This window comes from Candidatus Dactylopiibacterium carminicum (genome assembly GCF_014736495.1).
Lineage (GTDB): Bacteria > Pseudomonadota > Gammaproteobacteria > Burkholderiales > Rhodocyclaceae > Uliginosibacterium > Uliginosibacterium carminicum.
The window spans coordinates 32,557-46,182 of the sequence record NZ_MDUX01000006.1 but is presented as its reverse complement, the minus strand read 5'-3'; the positions used below and the strand labels follow the sequence as shown (position 1 = coordinate 46,182).

Genomic DNA, 13,626 nt, shown 5'->3' with positions numbered 1-13,626 from the left:
TGCGCGCGTATCCCCGGCGCGCACCATCCTAGCGGGGAAATTCCGGACCATTTCCGAACCAGGCGGCGCAAGCGGGGCTGCGGATGAATCTTGGCCGGTCAGAACATGAAAGCCAGCGTGGCGCGGCCCACGTGCAATGGAGAACAGCATGCTGCTGATGATCGATAATCATCATTAGCATCCAGCAAAATCCAATTAAGTCCGATACCCAAGCAAAAAGCTAGCAAAGGCAAGGGTTTGAAGGTCATCAACAACCGGCATTGTCTATTGTAATCCGGCAAAATTGCGGGTATTTTTGCGGGTATCAATTCCGCGATACCCGCAGCCATGCCACTAACTGACGCCAAAATCCGCACCACGAAGCCCGCAGACAAGCCGCAGAAGCTTGCAGACGGCGGCGGGCTGTACCTTGAGGTTCGACCGACCGGCGCGAAGCTTTGGCGCTATCGCTACCGCATTGCAGGCAAAGAGAACGTATTTGCCATCGGCGACTATCCGAACATCGGACTTTCAGACGCACGCGAACTGCACCGCAAGGCGCGGGGCTTGGTCGAACAAGGCATTCACCCTTCGCACAATCGGCAGGCCGAACGGCTGGCGAACAACGCCGCGAACGCAAACACCTTCGAAGCCGTAGCCCGCGAATGGATGGCGAAGAAGTCGGCAGGATGGACGCCGTACTATCTGCGCCAAGTTGAAAACTTCCTGTCGGGCGACGTGTTCCCCTATGTGGGCAAGCTTCCGATTCGCAGCGTAACGGCTGCGCACTTGCTGGAAATCATCCGTCGCATAGAAGGCCGGGGCGCTGAAACGGTCGCCCTGTTGGTGCGGCAATGGTCTTCGGCCATTTTTCGCTATGCCGTCGCAACGCTTCGCGCTGATAGCGACCCCGCCGCAGCCCTGAAAGGCGCGATTCATCGCCCGAAGGTCGAACACCGCAAGCCGCTATCCCGCGAACAAATCGCCGAATTTGCGACCGCGCTTGACGAATACGGCGGGTATCGAACAACCGTTATTGCGCTGCGCCTGATGTTGCTTACCTTCGTTCGAACCGTCGAACTTCGTAAGGCTGAATGGTCGGAATTTGACCTAGACCGGGCCGAATGGCGGATACCCGCAGAACGAATGAAGATGCGCGAACCGCACATAGTCCCGCTATCCCGGCAGGCCGTCGAATTGCTGCGCGAACTGCATACCCACACTGGCGGGCGCGGCTTGCTGTTCCCGAACTATCGCAACCCTAAAGAGTGTATGACGGCGACAACCCTTAACCGGGCGCTTGAACGCATGGGCTTCAACGGCAAAGACAGCATCGGCTTTTCGGCGCATGGCTTCCGGGCGACCGCTTCGACCATCCTTAACGAAATGGGGTATCAGTCCGACGTAATCGAACGCCAGTTAGCGCACGCCGAACGCAACAAGGTTCGCACCAGCTACAACCAAGCCGAATACATGAAAGACCGCCGAACCATGATGCAAGAATGGGCGGATATGGTCGAAAACATGATGAAGCCGAAAGAAGGAGGCGAGCAATGCCAAGACTAAAACGCGAACCACTGGAACAAGTACATGAACCCTATCTGGAGGCCGAAAGCGGCGATTGGCGACGCTTTGCCGACATGATTGAACGCGGCGAACCGTTACCAGACCTTGCTAGGAAGATGATTGCCGAACACTTGCGCGGCAACAGCCTGCCGCCTGTTCGTCGGAAACGTTCGCAGCAACGGCAGGAAGCTGCAATTTGCTATCGCGTATTCGAACATATGGAAAACAGGCTGTCGAAGTACGCCGCCATAAACGAAGTTTCGGAAACGCTAAAAATGGAACCCGAAACAGTGAAAACGTACCTTAAGAACTGGAAACGAGATTTGGAAAATATCAAGTAAATCAGTAGGGTTAAGTTCACTTTTCGACTTACCCTTATTCGTATAAATCAGACGGTAAAAAATGCGCCCATTCCCTAACGGATAAGGATGGACGCAAAAATGAATCAACTTCCTGAAGCGGGCTTTCTTAGGCTGTCGCAAATCATAGGCAGCCCTGACAAGGGCATTCCGCCGATTATCCCGGTCAAAAAATCAACATGGTGGCAAGGCGTCAAGGAAGGTCACTTTCCGCAGCCTGTCAAGCTCGGCCCGCGCGTTACCGCATGGCGTGTTGAAGACATTCGTTCCCTGATTGCATCGGCATAAGGGGCGAAGTAATGGCAGAAGCCAGCATTCCAGCGAAAGACTTCGGATTTGGCCCGAAATCGCTAGAAGAACGTCGAAATGATTGGCGCGAAATACTGGCGTTTATCCCTGTACGACCGAAGCAAAAAGACGAAGACATACGCGCTGTTGCGCAAGCGTTGAAAACTAACGGCGCTGATTTTGAGCCGGTTTTTCTTGAATTCGCAAAGAAGTACGGTATTCGTTCGCATCGGGCGAAATGGATTTGGAGCAAAGAAAAGGCCGAATCCGACGCATTCGAAGAACTGCTAGAACAGTACAACGCTGCAAAAAATCAAAGACCGCGCTTTAGCCCGCTTTCCGCCGCAATGCTGGAAGCAATGACCGCGCCGAACAGTCGAATCAAGGGCGTATTGCCAATCGTAGGTCTAGCCGCGCTCTATGGTGCGTCGGCATCTGGCAAGTCGTTTCTAGGCTTGGACATGGCCGCAGCTATTGCCGAAGGCTTGCCATTCTTCGGCCACAACACCAAGCCTGCCCCTGTCGGTTATGTCGTTTTTGAAGGCGAAGGCGGTATTCGGGGGCGCGTGATTGCGTGGCAGCGTCACCACGGACGCGCTATGCCCGATAACGTGCGTTTCTTGCCGCAGCCCTTTCGAATTACTGACCCGCAGGACGTGACCGACCTTGCCGCCGTTTGCCCGTCCGGCAGCGTCGTATTCATCGATACGTTAAACAGGGCAGCGCCGGGCATGGACGAAAATTCATCGAAAGATATGGGCGCAATGATTGAAGGCGCTTCAACGCTTGATTGGCGGGTTAGTCGTTCTTGTTGCCCACACTGGCAAAGATTCAGCAAAGGGGCTTCGCGGGCATTCAAGCCTGTTCGCCGCGCTTGACGCCGCAATCCTTGTTAGCCGCAAAGGAGATGCGCGTAGCTGGAAGGTCGATAAGGCGAAAGATGGGCGCGACGGCGATACGCATTATTTCCGTTTGAATGTCGTTGAAATCGGCATCGACAAAGACGGCAAGGCGCTTACGTCTTGCGTCGTAGTGCCCGAAGAATCATCAAACGCAGCCGCCCGCAGCGCCTTTAAGCCGGTCGAACTTTCAGAAAACAAGGCTTTGATGATGCAGACCTTCGAAGAATGCGCAGCCGAAAACCGAAGCGTAGAGCATTTCGGAATAGCCATCGTCGATCAAACGAATCTAAAGAAGAAGTTTCAAGAAAAGTACAGCCGAATCAACCAAAGCGCATCGCCGGACACGCTAAGAACGATATTCAATCGGAATTTGAAGGCGCTGGATAGCGAAGGCTTCTTGAAATTTAATCGAGACAGTATGCAGGTCAAGCGCGGCAGCAAACAACACGCGGTTATCAACATTGAGGCAATAGGCCGGAACCTGCCCGACAACGTGAAAAAGCTTGTGTCTTGAAACACCGAAATCGCGGCGGAACAGTACCGGAACAGTACCGCCTGAAACACCGAAACACACCCCCTGCTTTAGCAGGGTGTTGCGGTTTCAAGACGAATTGTTTTTGTTGATTGAAACAGCCGGACGCGGCAGGCAAGCCGCCCTATGTGGGCAACAGATAACGAACTTTTTAAAGAAATGAAATGGCTATGTACGAACACTTCGAAGACATACACAACTTAATCAAAGAACAAAGTTGCGTCGCTGAATTGCTGGCAATGGAAGCGATGAATCTAACAGAGCGCGTAACAAAGCAAAAAGGCGTAATTGACGGAACATTGATGCAGGCGCTTACAACTTTATTCGTACATGCCGCAAATTATGACGAAGTAAAAAGCGAATACAAGATACGCGAACGGCAACGCGGCATCGTTTGCCAGATTGACGCCGCCATTGCCGCGCAACGCAAGTAATTTTTGAAGGAAACAGCATCATGAGCCAGCAAGTTTTGCAACCTTGGTCGCAGCAAACCGGCACCAGCGTTGAAGAATCCCAAGAGGGTATGGGGGTTGCCAGTGCCACAAGCGGCGAGCTAGTGCCGAAGAAGCGTTACGCAAGGGCAAAGCTTGTCAGTGCGAACGATATTGCGGCGGAATTGGCGCGGGTGTATCGGGCCATGAAATCGGGCGAACTTGACCCGAATGTCGGAACGAAATTGACCTACGTTCTTTCGACGCTATCGAAAATTCGAATGGATAGCGAGATTGAAGAACGTTTGATCGCACTTGAAGAACGGAATTATTGAAATGGCCCGCGTTGGTTTGAAATCGAAGTTGAAACGACTTGAAAAGCGGCAAAGCAAACGCCGCGTGAATCGCCTTGCGCTGGAATATGAGATTGACGCGACAGGCGTGGCTATAGACCCCGAAGTTGCCGCTTGGCTATCTACCCCTACCCCAAGGGCAGAAAACGCGCCTGCGGCCTTTCTGGCGCGTTACGCGGGCATTCTTAACAGGCGGGTAATGCTTTGCCCGCGATATTGCAGCTTTGAGGCATGGGAAACGGCTCTTTTGAAGCATCAAAACGAACTTGTCGCACTGGCACGAAGCAGAACCAACGAGCCAGCTAAAGCGGCCCCGGTAAGTGTGGGCACCAAACGCGAAGCAATCAATGAAGCCGCGCCGTTACTGGCCGGAACCAAGAGGGGGCGATTTATAGAGCTTAATGACAAACGTATTTTTAACCGTGAAACAGGCAAGTTTCTTGACGAAGAAGCCAACGAAACGCCGGGCGGTCTGAAAGCGATTTTTAAACGCTAACCCAAGGAAATAACATGAATACATGTCTCGTTGAAAGCCCGCAGGCTGAAAGCTTCATGGAACTTGCTTCCACGAATACCGGCAGTGCCGCATTTTTGGGCGACCCTGAACAATTCGAGTCGGGCGCAGGGCCGGATATTGCAAACGCAGGCATCGCACTTCGTCAGAATGTGGCGAAGGTTGCTGCGTTGAAGAACGACCCGACCCGCACCGAAGTTCAAAAGCACGAAGCCGCCGCAGTTCTGGCCGAACGCACCGTTCAGGCGCTGGAAAAGTCGAAAGCGTCAATCGAAAGCCGCGCGAATGAACTTTGGAACAGCGCGGTTACACAATCCGAACTTACTTTTGCGCCGAAGTCTGACCGTGGAACGCTTGACGGCGAAATCCGGCAATACCTTCGCGAACAGGCCGGAAAGCCGGAAGGCATGATGAAGATTCGCGAAGCCATGAAGGATAAGAACGTTGCGGGCGTCGTATGGCATTCGCCTTCGTTCCTGTTGGACATAAACCCGGCGAACCATCAGAAGTTGAAGGTCGAAGTTCTCGAACAGCACTTGCCTGATGCGTACAAGAAAGTAGTTGATAGCCTAGCCCTTCGTGATCTTCCGGCGAAGTACGACAAGGCTATCAACAGCGTGCGGACAAGCTTTTATAACCCGGCTTTGGCGGCGAAGGCAAAGCTTCGCGTCGAGGTCTGACCGAACTACGAGTGCCATCGTAGGGACTTTTGCCCGGCCTTCGTGCCGGGTTTTTTTTACTTCGTGCAGTAGCGATTCCAAGCCTTGTAAAAATCTTTAACTTCGGTTTCAAGAAACGTCAGTTCGGATGATCCGCCGGAAACAAAGTGTTGAAAGCCGCTAAATCCACCGAAGGAATTCTTCGAATTAACTTGGCCGCATGTCATGGGGATGTTGTCTTTTCCGCGAAAGAAATACACGTCCTTGAACTGCGCCGAATCAGGGTCTTTAAGTCTTGCCTTTACGGCGTCCTTTCCTTTTTCGACCCATACCATTTCTTTAACCTCGTTGTCGCGCGCCGCTTTCTTGGCTGTGTCTGCTTGGTCTTCCTTTGCCTTTTCTGCGGCTCGTTCGGCTTTGCGTTGTTCCTTTGCCGCCTGTTCTGCGGGCGTAAGGTCGCGGTTTCCGGCGAAGATTACGAACACGATGAAAGACCCGAGTATCCAAGGCCAGATACGGCGTTTCTTCTTTTGTGGCGTCGCAGGCTTCGCCGACGAAACCGCCGATGCTTTGGGCGGTTCAGCGCCGCAGTGTGGGCAATTTTTTGCTGTAGAACTGACGTTGCCGCCGCATTCAGTGCATTTTAGTAGCGCCATCGAATCCTCCATGTCGTTCGAATAAGTAGGTGTGTGCCTATGGGCCGTGGCCCATAGGCTACAATAAGACGAAATTTGCCGCATGGCAAATTCGCAAATACCCAATCTTGGCCCTATTTTTGGCGAAGTGTTACGACGTTATCGTACCGATATGAACGTATCGCAGGAAGAACTTGCCTTCCGGGCGGGCGTAGATAGAACGTTCGTATCGCGAATTGAGCGCGGCATCCGGCAACCCACAATTACAACGCTCGTCGGGCTTGGTCTGGCGCTGGGCGTTTCTGCTGCTGAACTGGTGCAGGAAGTTGAAGCCGAGTATCGAAAACAGGCGAAGCAGAAGAAGAAGTAGGTGGCCGGGTCTGCTTTCAGCGGTTTATACGAACGCCGATACGTGAGAAAATGGGCTTTTCGTCCGGGCAGTTCCCGACCGTCGGCGCAGGGCATCAAAAAATTTGCGGGTATCCTAGCGGGTATCAAGCCCAATAAGCAGGAACGAAGGCCTTGCAAATCAAGAAGATACGACGCTTATGCTGCTGATGATTGACAACTATGACAGTTTCACCTACAACCTGGTGCAGTATTTCGGGGAGCTTGGCGCCGACGTGCGCGTGTATCGCAACGACGCCATCACTGTTTCCGAGATCGAAGCGCTGGCGCCCGAGCGCATCGTGATTTCCCCCGGACCCTGCTCGCCAGCCGAGGCCGGCATCTCGGTGCAAACCATCCGCCATTTCGCCGGCAAATTGCCCATCCTCGGCGTCTGCCTCGGGCACCAGAGCATTGGCGCGGCCTTCGGCGGCAAGATCGTGCATGCCAGGCAACTGATGCACGGCAAGACCTCTCCCATCCTGCATGCCGACAAAGGGGTGTTTCAGGGCTTGCCGAATCCTTTCATCGCCACGCGCTACCACTCGCTGGCCATCGAGCGTGAAAGTTGTCCGGACAGTCTGGAAATCACCGCCTGGACCGAGGACGGTGAAATCATGGGGGTGCAGCACAAGACGCTGCCGATCGAGGGAGTGCAGTTCCACCCCGAATCGATCTGTACCGAGCATGGTCATCGCCTGCTGCAGAATTTCCTTGAGCGTTGAATTGCCGGGGCCGCGCAAGCGGCCCTTTGCATGACAGGAGGACGGAATGGATCAAGCCTGGACGATGGTGGTGCTGAGCCTGATCGTGCTCGTGGCCTATCTGTTCGACTTCTTCGGCCGCTTCACACGGGTTCCGGCCGTGGTCTCGCTGATCTTCACAGGTCTGGTTCTGCGTGCGGTGGCTGATGCAGTCGGCTGGCAATTGGCGCTGCCTGCGGGTCTGTTACCGGTGCTGGGGACCTTCGGTCTGATCCTGATCGTGCTCGAAGGCACACTGGATCTGCGCCTCACGCGCGAGCGCGTACCAATGATTCTGCGTGCAGCAGGCTGCGCAACCCTGGGCGTCGTGCTGACCGGCGCATTGTTTGCTGGCGTGCTGGTGTTGTGGCTGGGCGCCAGCTGGCAGCTTGCGGTGGTACATGCGTTGCCATTCGCGGTGATCAGTTCTGCCGTGGTGATTCCGGCGGCCGTAGCGCTTTCCGAGCGTCTGCGCGAATTCGTGATCTATGAGAGTTCAATCTCGGACATTGTTGGCGTGGTGCTTTTCTACGCATTGCTGCGTGAATATTCCGGGCCGCTGGATTTCGTCTTTTCGCTGGGCGGCGAGCTGCTGTTGTCGGTATTTGTCGGGCTGGTCATGGGCCTCTCGATTTTCTGGCTGATCCAACGCATCGAACACCATGTGCGCGTGTTGCCGATGATCTTCGGCATCACCTTGCTGTATTCGCTGGGCAAGATCCTGCATCTGGCGCCGCTGGTGATGGTGGTTCTGGTGGGGCTGCTGCTCAACAACAGCCACCTGATCGCGCGATTCTCCCGTGGGCGTCTGGCCGAGCGTGCGCAGTTCGAACAGGATCTGGAAAGTTTCAAACATCTCACCGTGGAGTTCACCTTCGTGGTGCGCAGCTTCTTCTTCGTGTTGCTGGGTTTCGGTGTGAGTGCCGGCGAGCTGCTGTCTGCGCCAGCCTGGGTTATGGCCGTACTGTTGATGGGATGCAGCTTGCTGCCGCGATGGGCTTTGCTGCGTGGCGTTGCGCGCGAGCGGGCGCAGCCCCTGTTGTGGTTTGCGCCGCGTGGCCTGATCACCGTGCTGTTGTTCATGAGCATTCCCGAATCTCAGCGCCTGGAGGCGTTCCCGGTGGCCAGCCTGATGTTGGTAATCCTGATGGGAGCCCTGCTTCTGACCTATGGCAGTCTGCAGAGCCGCAGCCTGCTTGCTGCGGATGAAGCCTCCGCGCAACCATCTTCCGTTACCAAAGAGTGATGAGCCGCCCTGCGACTCCGTTTTTCATGGAGAGTGAGTTATGACCCCGCAAGAAGCCTTGCAACGCGTGATCGAGCATTGTGAGATCTTTCATGACGAGATGGTGGATCTGATGCGTCAGATCATGTCCGGGCAGGTATCACCGGTGCTGATCAGCGCCATTACCATCGGGTTGCGCGTGAAGAAGGAAACCGTCGGCGAGATCGCCGCCGCTGCCACCGTGATGCGCGAGCTGGCTACCAAGGTGCCGGTGAAGGACAGCGCGAGCCTGGTCGATATCGTGGGTACCGGTGGTGATGGCGCGAATACCTTCAACATCTCCACAGCCTCGATGTTCGTGGCTGCCGCTGCTGGTGCGCGCGTGGCCAAGCATGGCGGGCGTGCCGTGTCTTCGCGCTCCGGCGCTGCTGATGCGCTGGAAGCGCTGGGTGTGAACCTGTCGCTCACGCCCGAGCAGATCGGCCAGTGTATCGATACCCTGGGCCTGGGCTTCATGTTCGCACCCAACCACCACGCCGCCATGAAGCATGCAGCCCCTGTACGCCGTGAGCTGGGCGTGCGTACCCTGTTCAACATCCTCGGCCCGCTCACCAACCCGGCGGGGGCCGCGAACCAGGTGATGGGCGTGTTCCATCAGGATCTGGTCGGCATCCAGGTGCGCGTGTTGCAGCGCCTGGGAGCACGTAACGCGATGATCGTTTATGGCATGAAAGGTCTGGACGAAATCTCGATTTCGGCGCCCACACTGATCGGCGAACTGCGCGATGGCGAAGTGCACGAGTACCGCATTTCGCCCGAAGATGTCGGCCTGCCGTTGCATGCCGCCTCGAAGCTGCGTGCAGGCTCGGTGGATGAATCCCGCGAGATCCTGCTTGGCGCGCTGGAAGGCAGGCTACCTGCCGCGCGCGATATCGTGGCTTTCAACGCCGGTGCCAGCATCTACGTTTCTGGCCAGGCAGCCAGTCTGGCCGACGGCGTGAAAAAGGCACTCGATGCCATCGGCAGTGGTGCTGCCCGTCGCAAGCTGGATGAGTTCGTGGAGTATTCGCGCAGTCTGTCGAACTGATACGGGCCAGGCCCGTATCTGAGGGCATGCGCTCCCCGGGCATTCCTCTCCTCATCCTCAGGACAGGGCGCTAAGCTGGCGCCCTGTCTTTTTCGGGAGTGCCATCATGCCTGAGCTCAGCAATGCGTTCCTGTTTCGCCAGCAGGCCTTCATCGATGGAGCCTGGTGCGAGGCTGAGAGTGGCCGGTACAGCGAAATCCGCGATCCGGCCACGGGACTCCTGATCGGTCGGGTGCCTTTGATGGGGGCTGCTGAGACCGTGCGTGCCATCGCGGCCGCGCAGCATGCGATGCGTGCCTGGAAGACCCGCCCGGCACGTGAGCGTGCTGCGGTGTTGCGGCGCTGGTTCGAACTGGTGATGGCGAATCAGGAGGATTTGGCGCGCATCATGTGTGCGGAGCAGGGGCGGCCGCTGGGCGAGGCTCGCGGCGAGATCGCGTATGGCGCGAGTTTCATCGAGTGGTTCAGCGAAGAAGCCAAACGCGTGTATGGCGACACCATCCCGTCGCCTTCGCGTGAGCAGCGCGTGGTGGTGATCAAACAGCCCGTCGGCGTGGTGGCGGCGATCACGCCCTGGAATTTCCCCAGTGCGATGGTGACGCGCAAGGCATCGCCCGCGCTGGCCGCCGGTTGCGCGGTGATTCTCAAGCCTGCGCCCCAGACGCCTTTCTCGGCCTTGGCGCTGGCGTATCTTGCCGAGCAGGCGGGCCTGCCTGCCGGCTTGCTGAACGTGGTGACCGGCGACGCGGTAGCCATCGGTGGCGAGCTGACTTCCAATCCTGCGGTCGCCAAGTTGAGCTTCACCGGTTCGACGGTCACCGGTCGGCTGCTGATGGCGCAGTGTGCGCCTACCATCAAGAAGCTGTCGCTGGAACTGGGCGGCAATGCACCTTTCATCGTCTTCAACGATGCCGATGTGGATGCCGCTGTGGCTGGCGCGCTTGCCTCCAAGTTCCGCAACAACGGTCAGACCTGCGTCTGCGCTAACCGCATCTATGTGCAGGCGGGTATTTACGATGCGTTCGCCCGGCGGCTTGCCGAGGCTGCTGCCGCGCTCAAGGTCGGCATCGGCAGCCAGGAAGGCGTGCAGATCGGGCCCTTGATCGATACGCGGGCTCTGGGCAAGGTGGAGTCGCATGTGGCCGATGCGCTGGCACAAGGCGGCCAGTTGCTCACCGGTGGGGCGCGGCATCCGCTCGGTCATTGTTTCTATCAGCCGACGGTGATCGCCGATGCGCACGCCGGCATGCGGCTGGCGCACGAGGAAACCTTCGGTCCGGTGGCTGCCCTGTTCCGCTTCGAGCGCGAGGCCGAGCTGATCGAGGCGGCGAACGCCACCGAATACGGGCTCGCAGCCTATTTCTACAGCCGTGACGTAGCGCGTTGCTGGCGTGTGGCCGAAGCGCTGGAAACCGGCATGGTAGGCATCAACACCGGGCTCATCACCAGCGAGGTGATCCCCTTTGGCGGCATCAAGCAATCCGGCATCGGCCGCGAAGGCTCGCATTACGGCATCGAGGAATACGTGGAGCTCAAGTACCTCTGTTTTGGCGGGATCGGGGAATAGGCTGCGGGACGTAGCGGGGTGGGAGGGGGTTGAGCCGGTACAATGCGCGCTCTTCACAAGAGCATCTTCCCATGTCCAGGCTGCTTGAAAACCTCAATCCCGAACAACTCGCCGCCGTCACCCTGCCGCCGCAGCCGGCGCTGATCCTGGCGGGTGCCGGCTCGGGCAAGACCCGTGTGCTCACCACACGCATCGCCTGGCTGCTGCAGACCGGGCAGGCCACGCCAGCGAACATTCTGGGCGTGACCTTTACCAACAAGGCTGCCAAGGAAATGCTTACGCGTCTGGGCGCCATGCTGCCGATCAACACGCGCGGCATGTGGATCGGCACCTTCCACGGTCTGTGCAACCGGCTGCTGCGTGCGCACTACCGCGAGGCCGCACTGCCGCAGACTTTCCAGATACTCGATACGACGGATCAACTGGCCGCGATCAAACGCCTGCTGAAGACGCTCAATATCGACGACGAGAAGTTTCCGCCGCGCGAGCTGCAGCATTTCATCAATGGCAACAAGGAAGCCGGCTACCGGCCGGCGCAGGTCGAGGCCTGGGACGACTACACGCGCATGCGCGTGGAGCTCTACAAGGAATATGACGATCAGTGCCAGCGCGAAGGGGTGGTTGATTTTCCCGAACTGCTGCTGCGCTGCTACGAACTGCTGTCACGCAACGAGCCAGTGCGCCGCCATTATCAACTGCGCTTCCGCCATATTCTGGTCGACGAGTTCCAGGATACCAACCGCCTGCAATACCTGTGGCTCAAGCTGCTCGCCGGGCATGGCGAGCCTGCTCGCTCCCACAGTCCCTCTCCCTTGACGGACGAGGAGAGTCTTGAGCACGCCGATGGCGCGGCCCGCAATTGGGCTGCCGTCTTCGCCGTGGGGGATGATGACCAGAGCATCTACGCCTTCCGTGGCGCGGAAGTCGGCAACATGCGCGATTTCGAGCATGAGTTCGGTGTTTCACGGGTGATCCGTCTTGAGCAGAACTACCGTTCGCACGGCAACATCCTCGATGCGGCGAATGCCATCATTGCCAACAACTCGAAGCGCCTGGGCAAGAATCTGTGGACCGATCAGGGCAGCGGCGAGCCGATCCGCGTGTATGAAGCGCCGACCGATATCGACGAGGCGCGCTGGATTGTCGAGGAAATCCAGCAACTGATCCGCGACGGCGCGAGCCGCTCGGATATCGCCTTGCTCTATCGCAGCAACGCGCAGTCTCGCGTGCTCGAACAGCAGCTCTTCTCCGCCGGTGTGCCTTACAAGGTATATGGCGGCCTGCGTTTTTTCGAGCGGCAGGAGATCAAGCATGCATTGGCCTATTTGCGCCTGCTGGCCAACCCCGATGACGACACCGCCTTCCTGCGCGTGGTGAATTTCCCCACACGCGGCATCGGTGCGCGTTCGGTAGAGCAGTTGCAGGACGCCGCCCGCAGCTTCAACACCAGTCTCTATGCCACGGTGCCGCATCTTTCCGGCAAACCTGCCGTGGCCATCGGTGCCTTCGTGCGTCTGGTCGAGGAGGCGCGCCAGACCACGCGCGAGCTGCCGCTGCCTGAGGTGGTCGATCACATCCTGGACGCTTCGGGTTTGCGCAAGCATTACCAGGCCGAGCGCGAAGGCCAGGAGCGCCTGGAGAACCTGGACGAACTGGTGAGTGCGGCGCGCTACTTCCTGAACGACATGGATCAGCCGGTGGCGGAAGGCGAAGAGCCGATGCCGGGCGACCCGCTCTCGCGTTTTCTGGCGCATGCCTCGCTCGAGGCCGGCGATCATCAGGCCGAGGCCGGACAGGACGCCGTGCAGCTGATGACGGTGCATGCGGCCAAAGGGCTGGAGTTCGATGCCGTGTTCATTACCGGCGTGGAAGACGGCCTCTTCCCGCACGAACAGAGCATGAACGACCTGGTCAGTCTGGAAGAGGAACGACGCCTGATGTACGTGGCGATCACGCGTGCGCGCCAACGCCTCTACCTCACACTGGCGCAAAGCCGCATGCTGCACGGCCAGACGCGCTACGCCATCCGCAGCCGCTTCCTCGACGAGATCCCCGAGGAACTGATGAAGTGGCTGACTCCGCGTGTGCAGGCGGGCTTCGGTGGTGGCGCGCGCTATTACGGCGGTAGCCAGGATGCCGTGCCACGCAGCCCGGTGAACGCGCCCGTGCAGAAAAGCCGCGATCTGGCGGGGCTGCGCGTCGGTCAACTGGTGCGCCACGCCAAGTTCGGTGAAGGCGTGATCGTGGCCGCCGAAGGCAGCGGACAGGATGCCAAGCTGCAGATCAACTTCGGTGACGCCGGCATGAAGTGGCTGCTGCTGGGATTGGCAAAGCTGGAACCAGTCTGACACCTGCCGGCAGGTTTTTGCCGACCGTCCGCTGACCCTGTCGAAGGATGA

Annotated in this window: 17 protein-coding genes; 15 read left to right on the top strand and 2 right to left on the bottom strand. The window is 57.8% G+C overall.

Going from position 1 to position 13,626, the window contains the following annotated elements; genetic code table 11:
* Nucleotides 1-98: 98 nt before the first annotated feature.
* The gene (locus BGI27_RS03020; RefSeq protein ID WP_141239825.1) at nt 99-329 is read right to left on the bottom strand and encodes a hypothetical protein; all 231 of its coding nucleotides are present in this window, start codon (nt 327-329) and stop codon (nt 99-101) included.
* Here BGI27_RS03020 and BGI27_RS03015 point away from each other — a divergent pair.
* The 9 genes from BGI27_RS03015 to BGI27_RS02975 all read left to right on the top strand — a co-directional run bounded on the left by BGI27_RS03015 (nt 328) and on the right by BGI27_RS02975 (nt 5,604).
* On the top strand, nt 328-1,545 hold the full coding sequence (locus BGI27_RS03015) for a tyrosine-type recombinase/integrase (protein WP_095523437.1): 1,218 nt from the start codon (nt 328-330) through the stop codon (nt 1,543-1,545). The two genes, BGI27_RS03020 and BGI27_RS03015, sit on opposite strands and share 2 nt — an antisense overlap.
* The gene (locus BGI27_RS03010; protein ID WP_141239724.1) at nt 1,533-1,886 is read left to right on the top strand and encodes a hypothetical protein; all 354 of its coding nucleotides are present in this window, start codon (nt 1,533-1,535) and stop codon (nt 1,884-1,886) included. Before BGI27_RS03015 ends, BGI27_RS03010 begins: the two co-directional genes overlap by 13 nt.
* Nucleotides 1,887-1,985: 99 nt before the next feature.
* Nucleotides 1,986-2,192 (top strand): helix-turn-helix transcriptional regulator, encoded by a 207-nt coding sequence (locus BGI27_RS03005; RefSeq protein ID WP_095523436.1) that lies wholly within the window; start codon nt 1,986-1,988, stop codon nt 2,190-2,192.
* Between the two features lie 11 nt (nt 2,193-2,203).
* On the top strand, nt 2,204-3,070 hold the full coding sequence (locus tag BGI27_RS03000; protein WP_095523435.1) for an ATP-binding protein: 867 nt from the start codon (nt 2,204-2,206) through the stop codon (nt 3,068-3,070).
* A complete protein-coding gene (locus tag BGI27_RS02995) occupies nt 2,979-3,608 on the top strand; it encodes a P-loop NTPase family protein (RefSeq protein WP_141239725.1) in 630 nt (209 codons plus the stop codon). Before BGI27_RS03000 ends, BGI27_RS02995 begins: the two co-directional genes overlap by 92 nt.
* Nucleotides 3,609-3,790: 182 nt before the next feature.
* Entirely contained in the window at nt 3,791-4,060 is a 270-nt protein-coding gene (locus BGI27_RS02990; RefSeq protein WP_095530349.1) for a hypothetical protein, read from the top strand.
* Nucleotides 4,061-4,080: 20 nt separating this feature from the next.
* Nucleotides 4,081-4,392 carry a hypothetical protein gene (locus tag BGI27_RS02985; RefSeq protein WP_095523432.1) on the top strand — a complete coding sequence of 104 codons (312 nt, stop codon included), beginning with the start codon at nt 4,081-4,083 and terminating at the stop codon, nt 4,390-4,392.
* Entirely contained in the window at nt 4,373-4,906 is a 534-nt protein-coding gene (locus BGI27_RS02980; RefSeq protein WP_141239726.1) for a hypothetical protein, read from the top strand. The genes BGI27_RS02985 and BGI27_RS02980 overlap by 20 nt, the downstream gene beginning before the upstream one ends.
* Nucleotides 4,907-4,920: 14 nt before the next feature.
* Nucleotides 4,921-5,604 carry a hypothetical protein gene (locus BGI27_RS02975; protein ID WP_095523430.1) on the top strand — a complete coding sequence of 228 codons (684 nt, stop codon included), beginning with the start codon at nt 4,921-4,923 and terminating at the stop codon, nt 5,602-5,604.
* Nucleotides 5,605-5,660: 56 nt separating this feature from the next.
* Here the strand turns inward: BGI27_RS02975 and BGI27_RS02970 are convergent, their stop codons facing one another.
* Nucleotides 5,661-6,239 carry a hypothetical protein gene (locus BGI27_RS02970; RefSeq protein WP_141239727.1) on the bottom strand — a complete coding sequence of 193 codons (579 nt, stop codon included), beginning with the start codon at nt 6,237-6,239 and terminating at the stop codon, nt 5,661-5,663.
* 82 nt (nt 6,240-6,321) lie between these two features.
* Between BGI27_RS02970 and BGI27_RS02965 the strand changes: the two genes are divergently transcribed.
* The 6 genes from BGI27_RS02965 (at nt 6,322) to BGI27_RS02940 (ending at nt 13,575) form a co-directional block, all read left to right on the top strand.
* Nucleotides 6,322-6,588 carry a helix-turn-helix domain-containing protein gene (locus tag BGI27_RS02965; RefSeq protein WP_095523427.1) on the top strand — a complete coding sequence of 89 codons (267 nt, stop codon included), beginning with the start codon at nt 6,322-6,324 and terminating at the stop codon, nt 6,586-6,588.
* A 178-nt stretch (nt 6,589-6,766) separates the two neighbouring features.
* Nucleotides 6,767-7,330, top strand: a complete 564-nt coding sequence (locus BGI27_RS02960; RefSeq protein WP_095523426.1) for an anthranilate synthase component II — start codon at nt 6,767-6,769, stop codon at nt 7,328-7,330.
* Between the two features lie 46 nt (nt 7,331-7,376).
* Nucleotides 7,377-8,594, top strand: coding sequence for a cation:proton antiporter domain-containing protein (locus tag BGI27_RS02955; RefSeq protein ID WP_095523425.1), 1,218 nt, complete (start codon nt 7,377-7,379; stop codon nt 8,592-8,594).
* Nucleotides 8,595-8,634: 40 nt separating this feature from the next.
* The gene (gene trpD, locus BGI27_RS02950; RefSeq protein WP_095523424.1) at nt 8,635-9,660 is read left to right on the top strand and encodes an anthranilate phosphoribosyltransferase; all 1,026 of its coding nucleotides are present in this window, start codon (nt 8,635-8,637) and stop codon (nt 9,658-9,660) included.
* A gap of 106 nt (nt 9,661-9,766) precedes the next feature.
* Complete coding sequence (locus tag BGI27_RS02945) at nt 9,767-11,227, top strand: NAD-dependent succinate-semialdehyde dehydrogenase (protein WP_095523423.1); 1,461 nt, start codon at nt 9,767-9,769, stop codon at nt 11,225-11,227.
* A gap of 71 nt (nt 11,228-11,298) precedes the next feature.
* Nucleotides 11,299-13,575 (top strand): 3'-5' exonuclease, encoded by a 2,277-nt coding sequence (locus BGI27_RS02940; protein WP_095523422.1) that lies wholly within the window; start codon nt 11,299-11,301, stop codon nt 13,573-13,575.
* Nucleotides 13,576-13,626 lie beyond the last annotated feature (51 nt).

Coding starts and splice junctions, on each gene's coding strand:
- BGI27_RS03015 (WP_095523437.1), top strand. CDS start 328: ATGCCACTAACTGACGCCAAAATCCGCACCACGAAGCCCGCAGACAAG.
- BGI27_RS03020 (WP_141239825.1), bottom strand. CDS start 329: ATGGCTGCGGGTATCGCGGAATTGATACCCGCAAAAATACCCGCAATT.
- BGI27_RS03010 (WP_141239724.1), top strand. CDS start 1,533: ATGCCAAGACTAAAACGCGAACCACTGGAACAAGTACATGAACCCTAT.
- BGI27_RS03005 (WP_095523436.1), top strand. CDS start 1,986: ATGAATCAACTTCCTGAAGCGGGCTTTCTTAGGCTGTCGCAAATCATA.
- BGI27_RS03000 (WP_095523435.1), top strand. CDS start 2,204: ATGGCAGAAGCCAGCATTCCAGCGAAAGACTTCGGATTTGGCCCGAAA.
- BGI27_RS02990 (WP_095530349.1), top strand. CDS start 3,791: ATGGCTATGTACGAACACTTCGAAGACATACACAACTTAATCAAAGAA.
- BGI27_RS02985 (WP_095523432.1), top strand. CDS start 4,081: ATGAGCCAGCAAGTTTTGCAACCTTGGTCGCAGCAAACCGGCACCAGC.
- BGI27_RS02975 (WP_095523430.1), top strand. CDS start 4,921: ATGAATACATGTCTCGTTGAAAGCCCGCAGGCTGAAAGCTTCATGGAA.
- BGI27_RS02970 (WP_141239727.1), bottom strand. CDS start 6,239: ATGGCGCTACTAAAATGCACTGAATGCGGCGGCAACGTCAGTTCTACA.
- BGI27_RS02965 (WP_095523427.1), top strand. CDS start 6,322: ATGGCAAATTCGCAAATACCCAATCTTGGCCCTATTTTTGGCGAAGTG.
- BGI27_RS02960 (WP_095523426.1), top strand. CDS start 6,767: ATGCTGCTGATGATTGACAACTATGACAGTTTCACCTACAACCTGGTG.
- BGI27_RS02955 (WP_095523425.1), top strand. CDS start 7,377: ATGGATCAAGCCTGGACGATGGTGGTGCTGAGCCTGATCGTGCTCGTG.
- trpD (WP_095523424.1), top strand. CDS start 8,635: ATGACCCCGCAAGAAGCCTTGCAACGCGTGATCGAGCATTGTGAGATC.
- BGI27_RS02945 (WP_095523423.1), top strand. CDS start 9,767: ATGCCTGAGCTCAGCAATGCGTTCCTGTTTCGCCAGCAGGCCTTCATC.
- BGI27_RS02940 (WP_095523422.1), top strand. CDS start 11,299: ATGTCCAGGCTGCTTGAAAACCTCAATCCCGAACAACTCGCCGCCGTC.